Origin of the sequence: Bacillus sp. 522_BSPC (assembly GCF_001076885.1) — a bacterium.
Classification (GTDB): domain Bacteria; phylum Bacillota; class Bacilli; order Bacillales; family Cytobacillaceae; genus Niallia; species Niallia hominis.
Genome location: NZ_JVDT01000275.1, coordinates 1 through 15,693 on the forward strand (window position 1 = coordinate 1; position 15,693 = coordinate 15,693).

The following is a 15,693-nucleotide window of genomic DNA, read 5'->3' on the forward strand; positions in this document are numbered from 1 at the left end:
ATCACAAACATCTTTATTACGTTGGAAATGGTGATATTATATAAGTGTAGTAAGAAACAAACAAGATCTTGTAAAAAGAAATGTGAAATAGTGAACAATATAATCAGATAACTAATCTTAAGGAGATGGAGTAAAATGTTAGACTTATTAAGAAATAATAAAGTGGTTGCCGGAATTTTAGCGATATTTAGAATTTATCTTGGTTATCAATTTATCCATGCAGGCTATGAAAAAATTACAAGTGGTGGCTTAGACGCAAGTGGATTTTTACAAGGGGCAATTGCAAATAGCACAGGTGATCACCCAGCAGTACAAGGATGGTGGGCAACATTTCTAGAACATATAGCACTCCCAAATGCGGATTTATTCAGTTTCATGGTTCAATGGGGAGAAGTTCTAGTAGGGATCGCACTAATCCTAGGTTTATTCACAAGCTTTGCAACATTGATGGGAATGGTCATGAACTTTGCCTTCTTATTTAGTGGAACAGTAAGCACAAATGGACAAATGATTCTATTAGCAATATTCGTTATCGTAGCAGGTGCAAACGCAGGTAAATTTGGTCTAGACCGTTATGCAATGCCATATATCAAAAAGCAATGGAACAATAGAAGAAATAATAAGCAAAAAAAAGAAACTGCAATTGCATAATTAGTTGATATAAAACACTTCAATTTGGAGCGAGAAATGGCTTGCTAACTGACAACAGTTTTGGCAAGCCATTTTTAGGTTTATAGAGTTTCTTTAATATCAAGTCACGAAATTTCAGTAAAAAAAGCTGGATAATTTAGAGCATAACGCAAATGCTATCAGGTAAGGAGGTGTCTATTTTGCTTATATCTCTACTAAGATTAACATTTGCGTTATCATGGCTAACCTTATATTTTATGCCTAAAAAAGCGGTGAAACGGTATATTCCTTCTGCGACGATGTCCGCATTACTCGTTATGATCACCGTGTTTATTGGTAGTCATTATAAATCTTGGAAGGTAAAGGGCGGAAATAAAACACGTATTTACAATATTTTGTCTGTTATTTTGGGTCCCTTTTCAGTAGGAACGATTTGGGTTTTATATTTTACTTTTCGAAAGTTTTGGATATATATATTAGCTAATTTTGTTCAGAACTTTATTTATGCTTTTCCTATCCTAACTTTTTTAAAAAAGGTCGGTTTTATCAAATATGTCCGTTTTACTCGTATCCATCATTTATATGCATCGATGTCGTATGCTCTCATTATTTATTTCTTTCAGTTGTATTTAGAGAAAGGAACATCATCCGAGATAACTTCGTTTGATAAAAAAATACCCAAAATGTAGGCGGATAGGATAAAATGACTTTATATAATTCTATCTATTATAAAGTCGAGGAGAAAAGAAATTGATTGGGACATTATTTAACTGCTTCATGATTATTGCAGGTAGTACGATTGGAAGTTTTTTGAAAAAGGGGATTAAATTGGAGTATCAAGATATTCTGATGCAGGCGATGGGGCTTGCTGCAACTGCTCTTGGGATTCATTCTATTGTTCAAAATATGCCTGACAGTAAGTATCCTGTTCTATTTATTGTGAGCCTTGCAATTGGAGGCCTGATTGGGGAAAAGCTAGACATTGAAAACTCCTTTAAACGTATTGTGTCGAAATTTTCAAAAGGTAATTTAGCAGAAGGATTATCGACGGCAATTCTACTATTTTGTGCGGGAACTTTGTCCATACTTGGTCCAATTGAAAGTGCTTTAAGAGGAAATCATACATATCTTTTTACAAATGCAATTTTAGATGGGGTTACGTCGGTTGTGTTAGCTTCTACCTTTGGTTTCGGAATTGCGGCATCCGCTCTCGTTTTATTTTTATGGCAAGGCTTTTTTTATATGACAGCAGGCCTACTTGCAAACTTTCTAACACCAGATTTATTAGCTGAAATATCGATTATTGGCGGAATCCTTATTCTAAGTTCAGGCCTAAGTATATTAGGTATTAAAAATTTTAAGACATTAAATCTGTTGCCATCGTTATTAATTCCAGCAATTTGGTATATTATGCTGAAACTAGTATAGATTCTTTCTCACATTTGATTAAAAGTTTCATTTATGGGGAATATACCAATCAGAGGTGATAATAATGCAAAAAGAACTTGAAACATTAAGAGACTTAATAAAAGATGTGGATACTGCAATGCTTACTACAATCTCTGAAGAAGGTCTTGTATCTCGTCCAATGAAAACGCAAGAAGTAGAATTTGATGGAGACTTATGGTTTCTGACAAAGAAGGATACGGAAAAGTATGAAGAGATTTTGCATGAAAATGAAGTGAATGTCGCCTACGCAGGAAAATCCTATGTTTCTATCAGAGGAAGAGCTGAACTCGTTGATGATCTTGCTAAGAAGAAAGAGTTATGGAGTAATGCCTATGAAAAAATCTTGCAGACTTCATACGATGATCCTAATATCGTATTAATTAAAGTAAAGGCTGAATCAGCAGAATATTGGGATACAGGAAGCTTTACGAAAAATGTCGTTTTCATCTATAAGCGGATCACTGGTCAAGAAGCAGAAGACACAGACATAAATGAAACATTGGAATTATAAAAAAGCTTAGAGTTTTCAGCTCTAAGCTTTTTTTGTGCTCTCTTTATCTTATCTTGATTTAAGAATATTTAAAATATGTAAACTGTGTAAAAGAAAATTGAAGTTTGTCAAACAACCATTATGTGTTTGTTAATGATTGGTAAATTTGGTTTTCAACATGAATTTGTATGTTTAAATAGGGATGTAATTCAAATGGGGAGGGATTAGTTAGTGGTAGCAGTAGAAATGAAGGACATTTCTAAATCATATGATAAGCAGAAATCCGTTATTGATCAGATTAGTCTTTCGATAGAAGAAGGGGAATTTTTTGTCCTTGTAGGACCGTCTGGCTCTGGAAAAAGTACATTACTGCGAATGATTGCAGGCCTAGAAGAAATTTCAGGTGGGGTACTAAAGATGAATAATCAAGTTGTCAATCACCTGCCGCCAAAGGATCGTAATTTATCGATGGTCTTTCAAAATTATGCATTATATCCACATTTAACGGTGGAGCAAAATATTCTTTTCGGCTTACACGCCAAAAAAGTAGACAAGATGGAACAACAAAGAAGACTGCAAGAAACGGTAGAGATGATGGGATTAACGGAGTTATTAAAACGAAAGCCAAAGGAATTGTCAGGTGGCCAAAGACAACGTGTTGCACTAGCAAGGTCTGTTGTAAGTGAAGCTCCTATTTGTTTAATGGATGAGCCCCTTTCAAACTTAGATGCAAAGCTCCGTGCACATATGCGAATAGAAATCCGCCGCTTGCAAAAGAAGCTTGGTTTAACAATGATTTATGTTACCCATGATCAAGTAGAGGCAATGACAATGGGGGATCGCATTATGGTACTAAATGATGGGAAAATTCAGCAAATAGGCGAACCCATTACTTTATATAATCAGCCTGCTAATTTATTTGTTGCATCCTTTATTGGTTCACCAAAAATTAATTTAAGCAAAGCAAAACTGATTGATCAAAAATTGGTTCTTGAGAATGGTCTGCAAATTACGATGGACAAAGAGGATACTCTCCCATTATTATCTCAGCCGAATCTTACAATGGGGATTCGAGCAGAACATATTTTCCCAGGGACGGCTGAACAAACAAGCCATACTTTAGAAGTAGTGAATGTAGAGCAGCTTGGGAATGAAACGCTATTAACCTTTGAAGTGGGAAAAGAACTGTGGACAGCGAAATGGTTAGGTCAATGGAGAATTCAAGTTGGAGATCAAGTACCGGTTCAGTTGTCTTCTAAGAATATTTGTTTTTTTAATTCTGAATCAGGAGCATTAATTCGCCCAGCAGTTGCTATGAAAGAACAAGAGGTTGTTGGACTATGAGTGAAATCGCATATCAACAGGAAGTACAGCATTCTGTCGACTTTCTAAAGGAAAAAAAGAAGCAGCGTTTACAACATTTGTTCAAAGGGATGCTATTTCTATTCCCTTCTATTCTATTATTTAGTGTCTTCTTATTTTATCCATTGGGGAAAACGATTTATTTGAGTTTTTTCTTAACAGATAATCGTGGGGATCCCACCGTATTTGTTGGCATGGAAAATTATCTGGAAATTTTTAAATCGCCGATCTTCTTGCAAAGCTTAAAATCAACTTTGTTATTTGCCTTATATACTGTTCCAGGAAGCATTATCGTCAGTTTGTTTCTGGCTATCCTTGCAAATGAGAAGCTTCGTGGTATCGGTGTTTTTCGAACAGTATTTTCCTCTTCGATGGGGATATCTGTTGCGGCTGCTTCTGTGTTTTGGATGTTCTTATTTCACCCTACGATTGGGTGGCTGAATACCATCGTAAAAGCATTCGGATTTGAGCCTATTGGCTGGCTTACTGATCCAAATTGGGCGCTCTTTTCCGTTTCTGTATCCACGATTTGGATGAATGTTGGCTTTACATTCTTGATTTTATTAGGTGGTTTGCAATCGATCGATTCCTACTTATATGAAAGTGCTGATATTGATGGGGCAGGCTACTTTTATAAGTTAAGACGAATTACGATTCCAATGCTGTCGCCAACCTTATTTTTTGTATTGACTGTAACGTTGATTAATGCCTTTCAAACATTTGGCCAAGTAGATATGTTAACGAGAGGTGGACCGCAGAATGAGACAAATTTAATCGTTTATTCCATTTATCAGGAGGCGTTTATGAACTACCAATATGGAACAGCGAGCGCTCAAGCGATTATTCTTTTTGTGATTATTCTTGTTCTGACTATCATTCAATTTAAACTTGGAGAAAGGAAGGTTCATTATCAGTGACATTGCCCATTCATAGAAAAATTATCTTTTATTTATTATTAATTATTTCAGCACTGCTTATTTTCTCGCCAGCAATTATTGCATTTTTGATGAGCTTTATGTCCTCACAAGATATTATGACAGGAAAATTAATTCCGACAGGATTAACATTAGATAACTATTTAAAAGTATTTGAGCGTTTTCCGTTAATGCAATATTTGTTAAATAGTTTCATTGTATCCATCGTCATTATGATGGGGCAATTAATACTTGCTAGTTTAGCAGCATATGCATTTGTGTTTTTGGAATTTAAAGGAAGAGATTTTCTTTTCTTTATCTTTATTGCAACCATGATGGTGCCATTTGAAGCATCTATCATTCCAAACTTTCAAACGATAAGGAATCTTAACTGGCTTGATCATTATAATGGTTTGACGATTCCATTTTTCGCAACTGCCTTTGGAACTTTTCTCTTGCGGCAGAACTTCAAGCAGATTCCGAAAGAGTTGAAGGAGGCAAGCGAAATAGCAGGGATTGGAGACTTTAAATTTTATTTAACAGTTGTTCTACCTATGGCGAAAACAAGTTTGATTACGCTTGGAGTGTATGGGTTTGTAACGTCGTGGAATATGTATTTATGGCCGTTACTTGCGACAACAAATGATAGTGTGCGCACTGTGCAAATAGGTCTTAGACAGCTTCAGTCACAGGAACAATTAAATGAATGGGGCGTTATTATGGCAGGGGCAATTATTGTTGTTTTGCCAACGCTGATTCTATTGTTTTTGGGACAGAAAAAACTCCAGAAAGGGTTAACAGAAGGAGCTTTGAAATAATTTTGCAAGGAAAAAACTAATAGATAAATTAGGGAGTGTACGGAAAATGACTAAAACGAAGCAGTTACTAAGCATGTTTATTCTATCATTGGTTTTAATAATGGTTGGATGTAGCAATAATACAGAATCATCTTCTAATAATGGAGAAGAAAAGGATGGTCCAACTACCGTTACTTTCTGGCATTCTATGGGAGGCGCAGCACAGGAAGCGTTAAATGCGATTGTGGATGAATACAATGGCTCTCAAGATAAGGTGAAAATAAATGCAGAATATCAAGGTACATATGATGAAGCATTAACGAAATTTCATACTGTTGCAGGAACAGAAAGTGCTCCAACAATGATGCAGGTTTTTGAAATTGGTACAAAGTCGATGATCAATAGTGGTTTTGTTGAACCAATTCAAACACTTGTTGATGAAGATGGGTATGATATGAGTGGCTTAGAAGAGAATATAACGAACTATTATAAAATTGATGACACTTTTTATTCTATGCCATTTAACTCTTCTACACCTGTTATGTACTACAATAAGGATGCCTTTAAGGCAGCGGGCTTAGATCCAGAGAAAGCACCAGCAACATTTGAAGAAGTTGAAGAAGCTGGAAAGGCAATCGTAAAGGCAAACCCTGAAATGAAAGGATTTGCGCTCCAAGCATATGGTTGGTTATATGAGCAATTATTAGCGAACCAAGGGGCTTTATTAATGAATAATGATAATGGTCGAACAGAAACACCAACAGAGATTGGCTTTACAGAGGAACAAGGGAAGTCTGTGTTTAATTGGGTTAAAAAGATGATTGATGATAAAACATTTGCTAACTATGGAACAAATGGAGATAACATGGTAGCAGGTTTCCTTGCAGGAGATGTTGCGATGTTTATGCAATCTTCTGCTAGTGCAAGAGATGTAATTGATAATGCACCATTTGAAGTAGGCGTTGCTTTTATTCCACACCCAGAAGCAGTAGAAAGACAAGGAGTAGTTATTGGTGGCGCTAGCCTTTGGATGATGAAAGACAAGAGTGACGAGGAGAAAAAGGCTGCTTGGGAATTTATGAAATACTTACAAACAAAAGAGGTACAAGCAAAATGGCATGTTGGAACAGGGTATTTTGCGATTAATCCAGATGCTTATAACGAACAAGTTGTAAAAGATGCTTATGAACAGATGCCACAATTAAAAGTAACTGTGGAGCAGTTACAATCGACTAAGTCTTCTTATGCTACGCAAGGTGCCTTAATGGATATGATTCCAGAAGGTCGCCGTATTAGTGAAACAGCACTTGAAACGGTTTATAACGGCGGAGATGTCGAGGAAACATATAGCACGATGGTGAAACAGTTAAATGAAGCAATTGAAAAAGCAAATCGAGCAAGAAAATAAGCTATAGGGAAAGACCAACATGATTAAATCATTTAATACTTGTTGGTCTGTTTCTTTCCATTATAAAGGAGGAGAAGGGACATGAATAGAACAAAAATATATGGACATAGAGGGGCAAAGGGTAGATATCCAGAAAATACACTACTTAGTTTCCAGCAAGCAATTTTACAAGGGGTAGATGGAATAGAGCTAGATGTTCATATGACAAAGGATGGCGAAATCGTCGTTATTCATGATGAATTTTTAAATCGGACAACAGATGGAACTGGCTTTGTACGGTCATATACATTAGAGGAAATAAAGGCATTTAGTGCAGGAAGTAAGTTTTCCTCCCTGCCTGATTTTGAAGAAAGCTGGTTATTAGAAAAAGTACCAACCTTAAAAGAAGTATTGCAATTGTTAGCTCCATACCCAATTGAACTAAATATAGAACTTAAAACCTATACATTTGAATACGAAGGTATTGAAGAAAAGACGATTGCTCTTGTGAACGAATACGGAAATGGGCGTAAGGTCGTGTATTCTTCCTTTCATTTGCCGACTTTATTAAGAATTAAGGCGATTGATCCATCTGCTTCGATTGCCTGGTTATTAAATCAAGTAATCTCTAATCCTCTTGATTACATAAAAAGCATAGAATTAGAGGCATTGCATCTTCATAAAGATATGGTAATCGATCATCTAAATGACTGGAAGGAATTAAAAGATCTAGTAAGAGTATGGACAGTAAATCAAGGGGACGAAATGGCTCAACTACTGGATGCAAAGGTGGAAGCAATTATTACGGACTATCCAGAACTAGCCATAGCCATGAGACAGGAAAGAGCTGTTCCTCTTGACTAAATACTGGATTGTGTTCATTCTCATTCCTTTCTTAACCCTATCTCTAACTTCTTGTGGTGACAATGCAGTATCTATCGTAGCCCAGCCTGGGATAGAAAAAGAGGACACTCCAAGAGTAATTGCACATAGAGGGGCAAATGAATGGTATAACGAAAGCACGATTACCGCTTATCAAATAGCTGCCCAATCAGGAGTAGATTCCCTTGAAATAGATTTAAGAATGACAAAGGATGGCGAATTAATCGCAATGCACGATGAAACCATTGACCGTACGACAAATGGGAAGGGAAAGGTCTCTGATTATACTTTAGAAGAGATAAAGACTTTTCAAACATTCAAATCGGATTATGGCAAAACCATTACGGAAGAAATTCCAACATTAAAGGAAATAATCGAGACCTTTCATGATTCCCAAAGGTATTATATTGAAACAAGACTTGTTAATGGAAAATTAGCAATGGAAGAAAAGCTTATTCAGTTGTTAGAGGAATACCAATTACTCGATAAAAACTTAGTGACCATTCAATCCTTTTCGGAAGAGAGTTTATTGAAAATTAAAGAAATGGCTCCACATACAGAACTAGCTCTTCTTTTTAGAAAAGGATCTTTTTCACTGAATGAAGCAAGTGGGGTTGAGTTTCCTATTATAGGAATCGAATCTACAGATGTTACGCAGAAAGTGGTAAAGGAATTACATAAGCAGGGAAAAGAAGTTCACGTGTATTTTACGAATAAGAAAACACAAAAAGAGGAACAAGAACGAGTATTGGAATATGAAGTGGATGGCTATTTCACGGATTATATTCATTTTACGAAAGAGATTTTAGCGATATAGGTGGGAAAAGAGGGTGTAAAGAATTGCACTCGTTTTTCTTTTTTGTAACAAGAAAACCGTTGACTCTAACATCTTTGGTTATTGATGTGATATAGGCATCTCTTGTCTCTATGGGGATATTCGGATTTATCATTAGACATTTTATGGCGGTTTGCTGACCATAATGGATATTTGGTATAAGGAATTTCCTTGCTATAAAGAGGCACAGCAAAGAAATTCCTTATGTTAGTATGTTAATTGGAAAAGATACTTTCATAGGTTTCTATGCACAATTTTCGAAAAATGGAATTCGGAAGAGGCAAGAAATTTTCATACGCGATTTTAGCATGCTCCCTTGCCTTATCCATATTATTAAGCTCTTTATAGCAAAGGGCAATATAGGTATCTTTAATATAATAGATTCCAAAATCTACTGGATGGTTTAAATAATCTGGCACAGTGACGGCTAATAAAATTTTTAGTGATTTTTCATATTCATGTACATAGTAAAATGCTTTCCCTTTTTGGAGAATGTTCCAATTATCTCCAGTTGCTATCTGCTCTTCTTCATTATATTCCACATATTTATCGATAATGGGCATGATTTTATCGTATTTGCCTTTTATATTTATTAAATATTCGACAAATAAAACATCACATAATTCTATATAATTTTCATCTTCTAAAAATTCACCAAATTGTTTTAGTTTATTTAAATAATGACTAAACTTTTTCTCTTCTGATCCTAATAAAGCTTCAAAAGCAGCTAGTTTATATATATCATCTGTTTTAAAATATATTTTTTCTTTTTTAGAGTAATCTAGAGCCCTTTCGATTGCTTGAACAGTTCCCTGTGAATCACCAATTGCTGAATAGAAAGCTGCTTCATGATAATCCAAGTTTACTTTTGTCATAGGATCAATTTTATAATGCGAATTTTCTAGAAAATGTCGTTCTTCTAAAAATGTTTGAAGAGCTTCTTTATAACGATGCTCTAAAAAAATGGTAATTGCCTTGAAAATACCAACTTCTGCATGGTTGGCAGTGAGATTAAGTGTATCATATATCGTTGCAGCCTTTTTAGCGTAAATTTCCCACTGATTATCATATAGGCAAAATAGGCAATGACTATAAATTTCTAATAAACGAGCAGCTTCATAGCTATCATTCATAATATGAATATATGGTTGAATAAGATGAATAATTTTTTTGCAAGTTTCAATTGTTTCTTTTTTATTTCGAAAATAAATTTTAAATCCCTCATGTAATTTTTCGGTTTGATCGAGCATGTTTCTAATTTCAGTAGAACTGACCTTGTCTACTAATTCAGAAATAGTTACATTAAGTCTCTCGGCAATATACTCAAGACTCTCCATAGAAGGTTTGGCTTTATTATTCTCAATCTGGCTGAGCATGCCTTTTGTTAATCGATTACCAGCTAATGCCTCTAAGGTCATTTTCTTTTGTTTTCGTAATGCACGTATTCGTTCTCCTAGCATAAATGGTACACTCCTTATTTCGATAGTTTAATTATATTAAACTTTTTCTTGAAAGGGAAGTTTTTGTGTGATATCATTTGTTTAATTAAATTAAACTTTTTAAAAAAGGATGGGGTTTCGTTGGATGAAAATCAGTTACAAAAGAGAGCCACATATCACTTGTGGACATTTGTTAGTAGTAAATTAATTGCAACAGCTGGATCACAAATATACACATTTGCTATTAGTTTGTATATTTTGCATTTGACTGGTTCTTCGATGAGTTTTGCCGTGAATATACTATGTAATATCTTACCTAGAACAATCGTTGCTCCTTTTGCTGGGGACATCATAGATAGGTATCCTCGTAAGATAATTGCTATAACGGCTCAAACGGTTACGACCATTTCAATAGGCGGATTACTACTTTATAGCATCACGATGGGATTATCTTTACTTGCTATTTATACAACATCCTGTATCCTGTCCATTACCTCTATGTTTGCCAGCAATGCTTTTACTTCATCATTAACCGGATTAATTGATGAAACTCGCATTCAGAAAGCATCTTCTTTAAATCAAATTGCTATTTCCATTGCGCAAATCGCAAGTCCAGCTATCGGTGGAATATTATTTGGCTTAGTGTCCATGTCCGTGTTTTTAACAATCTATCTTATCGCTTCATTGATTGCCGTTATACTCGATTCGACCATGAATTTTACCCTTTTTGAAAAAGAACGGGAGCATCAAGAGAAGAAAGAATCGGTTTTTGAAAGTTTAAAAGGGGGCATAAGCTATGTCAACCATCAACCATTATTAAAGGTGATGATTATCCTTTGCTTAATTGTAAATTTTATTTTTACAGCATTTAATGTTGGTTTTCCATTTATCGTTAATACGAAATTACACATGCCATCCATACAATTTGGAATTGTGGAAGGGGCTTTTGCTGTAGGAACTCTTTTACTTTCTGTATACTTGACTTTAGGAAAGGAATTTAAACATCCGTTTTCTGTTAGTAAAAGGGGAATACTTTCTTCAAGTTTATTAATGATAGCTGCAGCGGTTCCTATTATTATTTCATTATCACCCACAACAATATTTATTTACTACATGGTTGTCATGTTCTTATTTGGCGCAACGAATATTTTGATAAATATTCCGATTATGGTACTCTTGCAAAAACAAATTGCTAATGAATATAAAGGTAGAGTTTTTACCATAATAGAGACTTTTGCTATGGCGATGATGCCAATAGGTACATTGTTGTTTGGTTTTCTATATGATTACGTGCCAGCACAATGGATTCTCCTTATATCAGGATGTCTGACCATTATTTCCGTATTAATTCTTGCAAGGCCATCTGTAATGGAAAAAGCAAATGCATCGAAGTCAAATGCATCGATTGCTAAAGAGAAAGCTACTTCCGTTTGAAGAATCTAGAAAAGTACCATTTGTTACTTTAATGAAGAAAAGCAACTAGAAAAGGTAACAGAGAGGGCATCTCAGTGCCCCAAAAGAAGAAAAACACTGGTCAAAGGTAACAGAGAACGGATCTCTATGTCCCGAAAAAAGGTAACAGAATAGTGACTTTATGTAATAAAGTAATTCTGAACATCCCCCAAGCTTGCAACAATTAACAAAAAATAAATTACAAGAAAATATATCAACCTATAAACTCTCCTTCTATAAAGGGAGAGTTTTTCTAATGAAAAAATATAGATTAATAGGAGATAATGAACATTCTAGTTATAATAAAGAAGATAACCGATTATATTAGATTAATTAAATGAACTTAAAGGTAAAGCAGAGGTAATGTTCTTATGGATAAAAAGTTAAAAGAGGCAATAAATGAAGAATATCGATCGGCAGAGCATAAGGCTGTCCGGTATTTTGAAGCCCTTCAAAATCAGTTAACGGATCAGTCTTATGTGTCAAGCCTAATAAATGACTTTCAAACTTGGAAGATAAACCATATTCATTCTCCTTCCATCTTAACCTATTTTTCCCGAAAAAAAAGAAAACCAACTGTAAAAGGGTATCGTCCCTATATAGAGTGGTTGAATTATGCAGGTAAATTAGATAATTATTTGAATAGAAGTATTTCGTATCTTTATATGCGTGATTTAGGAAAGACACTTTCATCACAACATACGCAAGAAAGAATTGACGAAGTAGTCAACAATGTGAAAACCCACTTATTAAAGAAAGATGCAAAGAATGACAATTTTAGTGTATCTAGTCTGTATAAACTTGCTAAAAAAGAAAAAGTTGAGCATACGATGATTTTTGTACTAGAAAAATTGAAACGAGTAACAGCACATATCCCGAGTGGAATGAGTGTGGAACATGCCCAACGGAAAATCCTGAAAATCATTGCAGGAGTCTTAATGCATGAATTGGAAGAAAGACGAGGCATTGAGCTAGCAGACCAAGAACGTAAGTGTCGATTAGAAAAAGCGATAAAACTAGGTTTTTATTATGGAATAACGTATCCCTTAATTGATGATTTGCTAGATGCAAAAATTTTATCAAAGGATGAGGAAAAACAGTATGCTACTTTAATTCGAACTACATTAGAAACGGGAGAAGTACCGGCTTTAGACAGCTGGCATGGGGAAAATAAAGAGCTTATATTATTCATCCATAGTGAGCTTAAAGAGGCATTCGAATATATGAAGCTACAGCATGATGATAGAACATGGAAATTGTTTTTAAAACAAGCGTATATCTTTTTTCATTCACAAGAGGTTGATAGGGAAAAAAAGTTAACCAATAGTACCTATTCTAATGAAGAAATTTATATTCCAGTAATCCTTAAATCTTCCGCTTCCAGACAGATTGTCCGGTCGTTAATGAATGCTCCTGAGGATGAAGGTTATGATAAACGAACCTTTTATTATGGTATCTATAATCAGCTAGCAGATGATTTGGCGGATATGTTTGATGATAAAAAAGACGGGGCTGTAACTCCTTATACGTATTATCTAACCTATCACACAACTAGAAAAGATTTAATAAATCCATTTGAAATGTATTGGACAGTCATTTCCTATTTAATTCATGATGTCTATCAAGCGGATTTCAAAACAAAGGAAGTCATTTTGGATCGGGCAATTAATGGGTTAAAGCGGTTAAAGGAAAAATTAGGCGAACAGAAATATAGTGATTTAATGGGGATATTCACAAAAAGAATGTCTACCTTTAATCGAATCCTACAGCAAATGGTTGAAAAGGCAGATGATGTTGACTTTTTTGATAAGCTGCTTCGTGACCATATGATTACCACCTTAAAAGAAAATAGAAGAGAACAAGAAGAGTTTTCTGAAATGATTCAATCCATCCGTTCACCTATTGATAAGATGCTGCCAATCACAGAAAATGCGCTGCTTGAGAAGGATATCGTGACCGAAGCAGCAAATTACAGTCTTGCAGGTGCAGGAAAAAGAATCAGACCGATTATTACATGGTTTATCGGGGTAAAAGAATTTGAGCTAGATAATGCCCAAATCGTGCCATTATTGAAATCAGTGGAATACATGCATACAGCCTCTCTTATTTTTGACGATTTACCATCACAGGATAATGCGGCGATGAGAAGAGGAAGACCGACTTTACATGAAGTGTATGATACGGCAACAGCAGAATTAACGGGGCTATTTCTTACACAGAAAGCGATTGAAGAACAAGCTACTTTACAAGCCTTTGGAGGATCAATTGTATTAAAACTTATTCGATACACAACAAAAGCTACTTCTGATATGTGTAAAGGGCAGTTGATGGACTTAGAATCCAGAGGGAAACAATTAACTCTACAAGAACTGAATACGCTTTGTTTTTATAAAACAGGTATCGGATTTGAGGCATCGCTTCTAATGCCTGCCATTTTAGCCGGTGTTTCAAATGAAGTGATGGATTTATTGAAGAAGTATGCTTACCATGCTGGAATTGCTTTTCAAATAAAGGACGATTTACTAGATGTAGAAGGAGAGCAAAAAACGTTAGGAAAGAAAGCTGGAATGGACAAAGATAATGATACCTCTACATTTGTGACCGTTTTAGGTTTGGAAGGTGCTCGTAAGGAAATGTGGGAGCATTATTGTATGGCATTAGATTTAGTCGAAGCATTACCAACGAAGACCAGCTTTTTAAAGTACTTAGTAGATTATATGGTGAATCGAACTCGGTAATAATGGAAGTAGAAGTTAAAACCTAAGGAGGATTAGCGATGAAAATCACTTTTTTAGGAAAGTATGGGGGATACCCAGGGAAGGATAGTCCTACTTCTTCCTTCTTATTGGAGTCTGCAGGATTTCATTTATTGGTCGACTGTGGGAGTGGTGTGTTATCTAAGGTTCAATCTTATGTTGACTTAAAGGATTTAGATGCATGTATTCTTTCTCATTATCACCATGATCATGTAGCTGATGTCGGCTGTCTCCAATATGCAATGTTAGTGGAGAATAAACTTGGAAAACGTATTGATCCCTTTCCAATCTATGGCCATAAAAGGGACTCTAAATTTGACGAACTAACCCATGATGTCTATACCGAAGGACGGGAAATTACTGTTGATAGATCGATTACCATTGGACCATTCAGCTTATCCTTTTGTGAAACGACGCATCCAGTATATTGCTTGGCAATGAAAATCCAAGCAAATGGAAAGACCATTATTTACACGGCAGACACAGAGTGGAAGGATGACTTAATTCCTTTTGCGAAGAATGCAGATATTTTAATAAGTGAAGCAAGTATTTACAAGGAACAATTTGGAATCGTTAAAGGGCATCTTACAGGAGAAGAAGCGGGAAAACTCGCGAAACAAGCGGAAGTAAAACAGCTCTTTTTGACCCATCTTCCCCAATATGGTGAACAGGAAAAGCTAGTGGAAGAAGCAAAAAATGTATATGGCGGTCCTGTTCAGTTGGTATATCCAGGTTTAGAGATATTCATAAATTAAATAAAAAAAGTGTTGGTTTGAACTGACCTAGCCAAATGAGACATATATAAAACACCTATCCATATTAAATTTAACACTTTTTCATTAATTTGATATTGGTTCTTTACTGGAAATAGTTCAGGCACTTTGTCACTTTACTTGGAGCCTCTGCGGGCATAGATTCTTTAGCCAGGAAGCCAGATATCTCAAAGAGAATCTGGCTTAGCCATAATAGGCTATCATGCCCGCATCTCCAAATAAAGTGCATGTCTTTTCTACATGCAAAGTGGATAACCCCGAAATCCTTTAAGCTGCCTTTAATCCAAATTCTATTGGAGTTAAGTAGCCTAATTTTGCTTGAATCCTACCCTCGTTGTAATGATGAATGTACCCATCTATTCTAGAAATAACTTCTAAATTAGCTAGGGTATTAAACTTACAATATTGGAATTCCTCTGTCTTTAAATTTGAATGAAATGATTCAATCACCGCATTGTCCCAACAGTTCCCTCGTCTGGACATACTACCTACTAAATGATGTTCCTTCAAATAATTTTGAAAAGTAT

Annotated in this window: 15 protein-coding genes; 13 read left to right on the forward strand and 2 right to left on the reverse strand. The window is 35.3% G+C overall.

The window, feature by feature from the left end; translation table 11 throughout:
• Positions 1-135 precede the first annotated feature (135 nt).
• The 10 genes from ADJ83_RS23095 (at position 136) to ADJ83_RS23140 (ending at position 8,728) form a co-directional block, all read left to right on the forward strand.
• Positions 136-651, forward strand: coding sequence for a DoxX family protein (locus tag ADJ83_RS23095; RefSeq protein ID WP_048719173.1), 516 nt, complete (start codon positions 136-138; stop codon positions 649-651).
• Between the two features lie 179 nt (positions 652-830).
• Complete coding sequence (locus ADJ83_RS23100) at positions 831-1,319, forward strand: hypothetical protein (RefSeq protein ID WP_031539601.1); 489 nt, start codon at positions 831-833, stop codon at positions 1,317-1,319.
• 61 nt (positions 1,320-1,380) lie between these two features.
• Positions 1,381-2,058 (forward strand): DUF554 domain-containing protein, encoded by a 678-nt coding sequence (locus ADJ83_RS23105; RefSeq protein WP_048719175.1) that lies wholly within the window; start codon positions 1,381-1,383, stop codon positions 2,056-2,058.
• A gap of 64 nt (positions 2,059-2,122) precedes the next feature.
• A complete protein-coding gene (locus tag ADJ83_RS23110; protein ID WP_048719178.1) occupies positions 2,123-2,590 on the forward strand; it encodes a pyridoxamine 5'-phosphate oxidase family protein in 468 nt (155 codons plus the stop codon).
• A 210-nt stretch (positions 2,591-2,800) separates the two neighbouring features.
• Entirely contained in the window at positions 2,801-3,913 is a 1,113-nt protein-coding gene (locus ADJ83_RS23115) for an ABC transporter ATP-binding protein (protein ID WP_109769431.1), read from the forward strand.
• Positions 3,910-4,848 (forward strand): carbohydrate ABC transporter permease, encoded by a 939-nt coding sequence (locus tag ADJ83_RS23120; protein ID WP_048719180.1) that lies wholly within the window; start codon positions 3,910-3,912, stop codon positions 4,846-4,848. The genes ADJ83_RS23115 and ADJ83_RS23120 overlap by 4 nt, the downstream gene beginning before the upstream one ends.
• Complete coding sequence (locus ADJ83_RS23125) at positions 4,845-5,663, forward strand: carbohydrate ABC transporter permease (protein ID WP_048719182.1); 819 nt, start codon at positions 4,845-4,847, stop codon at positions 5,661-5,663. Before ADJ83_RS23120 ends, ADJ83_RS23125 begins: the two co-directional genes overlap by 4 nt.
• A 46-nt stretch (positions 5,664-5,709) precedes the next feature.
• Positions 5,710-7,050 carry an ABC transporter substrate-binding protein gene (locus tag ADJ83_RS23130; RefSeq protein WP_048719184.1) on the forward strand — a complete coding sequence of 447 codons (1,341 nt, stop codon included), beginning with the start codon at positions 5,710-5,712 and terminating at the stop codon, positions 7,048-7,050.
• Positions 7,051-7,131: 81 nt separating this feature from the next.
• Positions 7,132-7,893 (forward strand): glycerophosphodiester phosphodiesterase, encoded by a 762-nt coding sequence (locus ADJ83_RS23135; RefSeq protein ID WP_048719186.1) that lies wholly within the window; start codon positions 7,132-7,134, stop codon positions 7,891-7,893.
• Positions 7,886-8,728 (forward strand): glycerophosphodiester phosphodiesterase, encoded by an 843-nt coding sequence (locus tag ADJ83_RS23140; RefSeq protein ID WP_053094389.1) that lies wholly within the window; start codon positions 7,886-7,888, stop codon positions 8,726-8,728. Before ADJ83_RS23135 ends, ADJ83_RS23140 begins: the two co-directional genes overlap by 8 nt.
• 233 nt (positions 8,729-8,961) lie before the next feature.
• On the opposite strand, the gene ADJ83_RS23145 is transcribed toward ADJ83_RS23140, so the two are convergent.
• Entirely contained in the window at positions 8,962-10,206 is a 1,245-nt protein-coding gene (locus tag ADJ83_RS23145) for a helix-turn-helix domain-containing protein (RefSeq protein ID WP_048719188.1), read from the reverse strand.
• A gap of 120 nt (positions 10,207-10,326) precedes the next feature.
• Between ADJ83_RS23145 and ADJ83_RS23150 the strand changes: the two genes are divergently transcribed.
• From ADJ83_RS23150 to ADJ83_RS23160, 3 genes are all read left to right on the forward strand, one after another.
• A complete protein-coding gene (locus tag ADJ83_RS23150) occupies positions 10,327-11,619 on the forward strand; it encodes an MFS transporter (RefSeq protein WP_048719189.1) in 1,293 nt (430 codons plus the stop codon).
• A gap of 389 nt (positions 11,620-12,008) precedes the next feature.
• A complete protein-coding gene (locus tag ADJ83_RS23155; RefSeq protein WP_048719190.1) occupies positions 12,009-14,375 on the forward strand; it encodes a polyprenyl synthetase family protein in 2,367 nt (788 codons plus the stop codon).
• A 38-nt stretch (positions 14,376-14,413) separates the two neighbouring features.
• Positions 14,414-15,148: an MBL fold metallo-hydrolase gene (locus tag ADJ83_RS23160; protein WP_048719191.1), complete on the forward strand. Its 735-nt coding sequence runs from the start codon at positions 14,414-14,416 to the stop codon at positions 15,146-15,148.
• A gap of 285 nt (positions 15,149-15,433) precedes the next feature.
• On the opposite strand, the gene ADJ83_RS23165 is transcribed toward ADJ83_RS23160, so the two are convergent.
• A partial coding sequence (locus ADJ83_RS23165) for an IS3 family transposase (protein WP_048717499.1) occupies positions 15,434-15,693 on the reverse strand: 260 nt, incomplete at its 5' end.

Bases quoted from the DNA above. Each gene is read 5' to 3' on its own strand.
- ADJ83_RS23095 (WP_048719173.1), top strand. From the start codon at position 136: ATGTTAGACTTATTAAGAAATAATAAAGTGGTTGCCGGAATTTTAGCG.
- ADJ83_RS23110 (WP_048719178.1), top strand. From the start codon at position 2,123: ATGCAAAAAGAACTTGAAACATTAAGAGACTTAATAAAAGATGTGGAT.
- ADJ83_RS23120 (WP_048719180.1), top strand. From the start codon at position 3,910: ATGAGTGAAATCGCATATCAACAGGAAGTACAGCATTCTGTCGACTTT.
- ADJ83_RS23130 (WP_048719184.1), top strand. From the start codon at position 5,710: ATGACTAAAACGAAGCAGTTACTAAGCATGTTTATTCTATCATTGGTT.
- ADJ83_RS23135 (WP_048719186.1), top strand. From the start codon at position 7,132: ATGAATAGAACAAAAATATATGGACATAGAGGGGCAAAGGGTAGATAT.
- ADJ83_RS23145 (WP_048719188.1), bottom strand. From the start codon at position 10,206: ATGCTAGGAGAACGAATACGTGCATTACGAAAACAAAAGAAAATGACC.
- ADJ83_RS23155 (WP_048719190.1), top strand. From the start codon at position 12,009: ATGGATAAAAAGTTAAAAGAGGCAATAAATGAAGAATATCGATCGGCA.
- ADJ83_RS23160 (WP_048719191.1), top strand. From the start codon at position 14,414: ATGAAAATCACTTTTTTAGGAAAGTATGGGGGATACCCAGGGAAGGAT.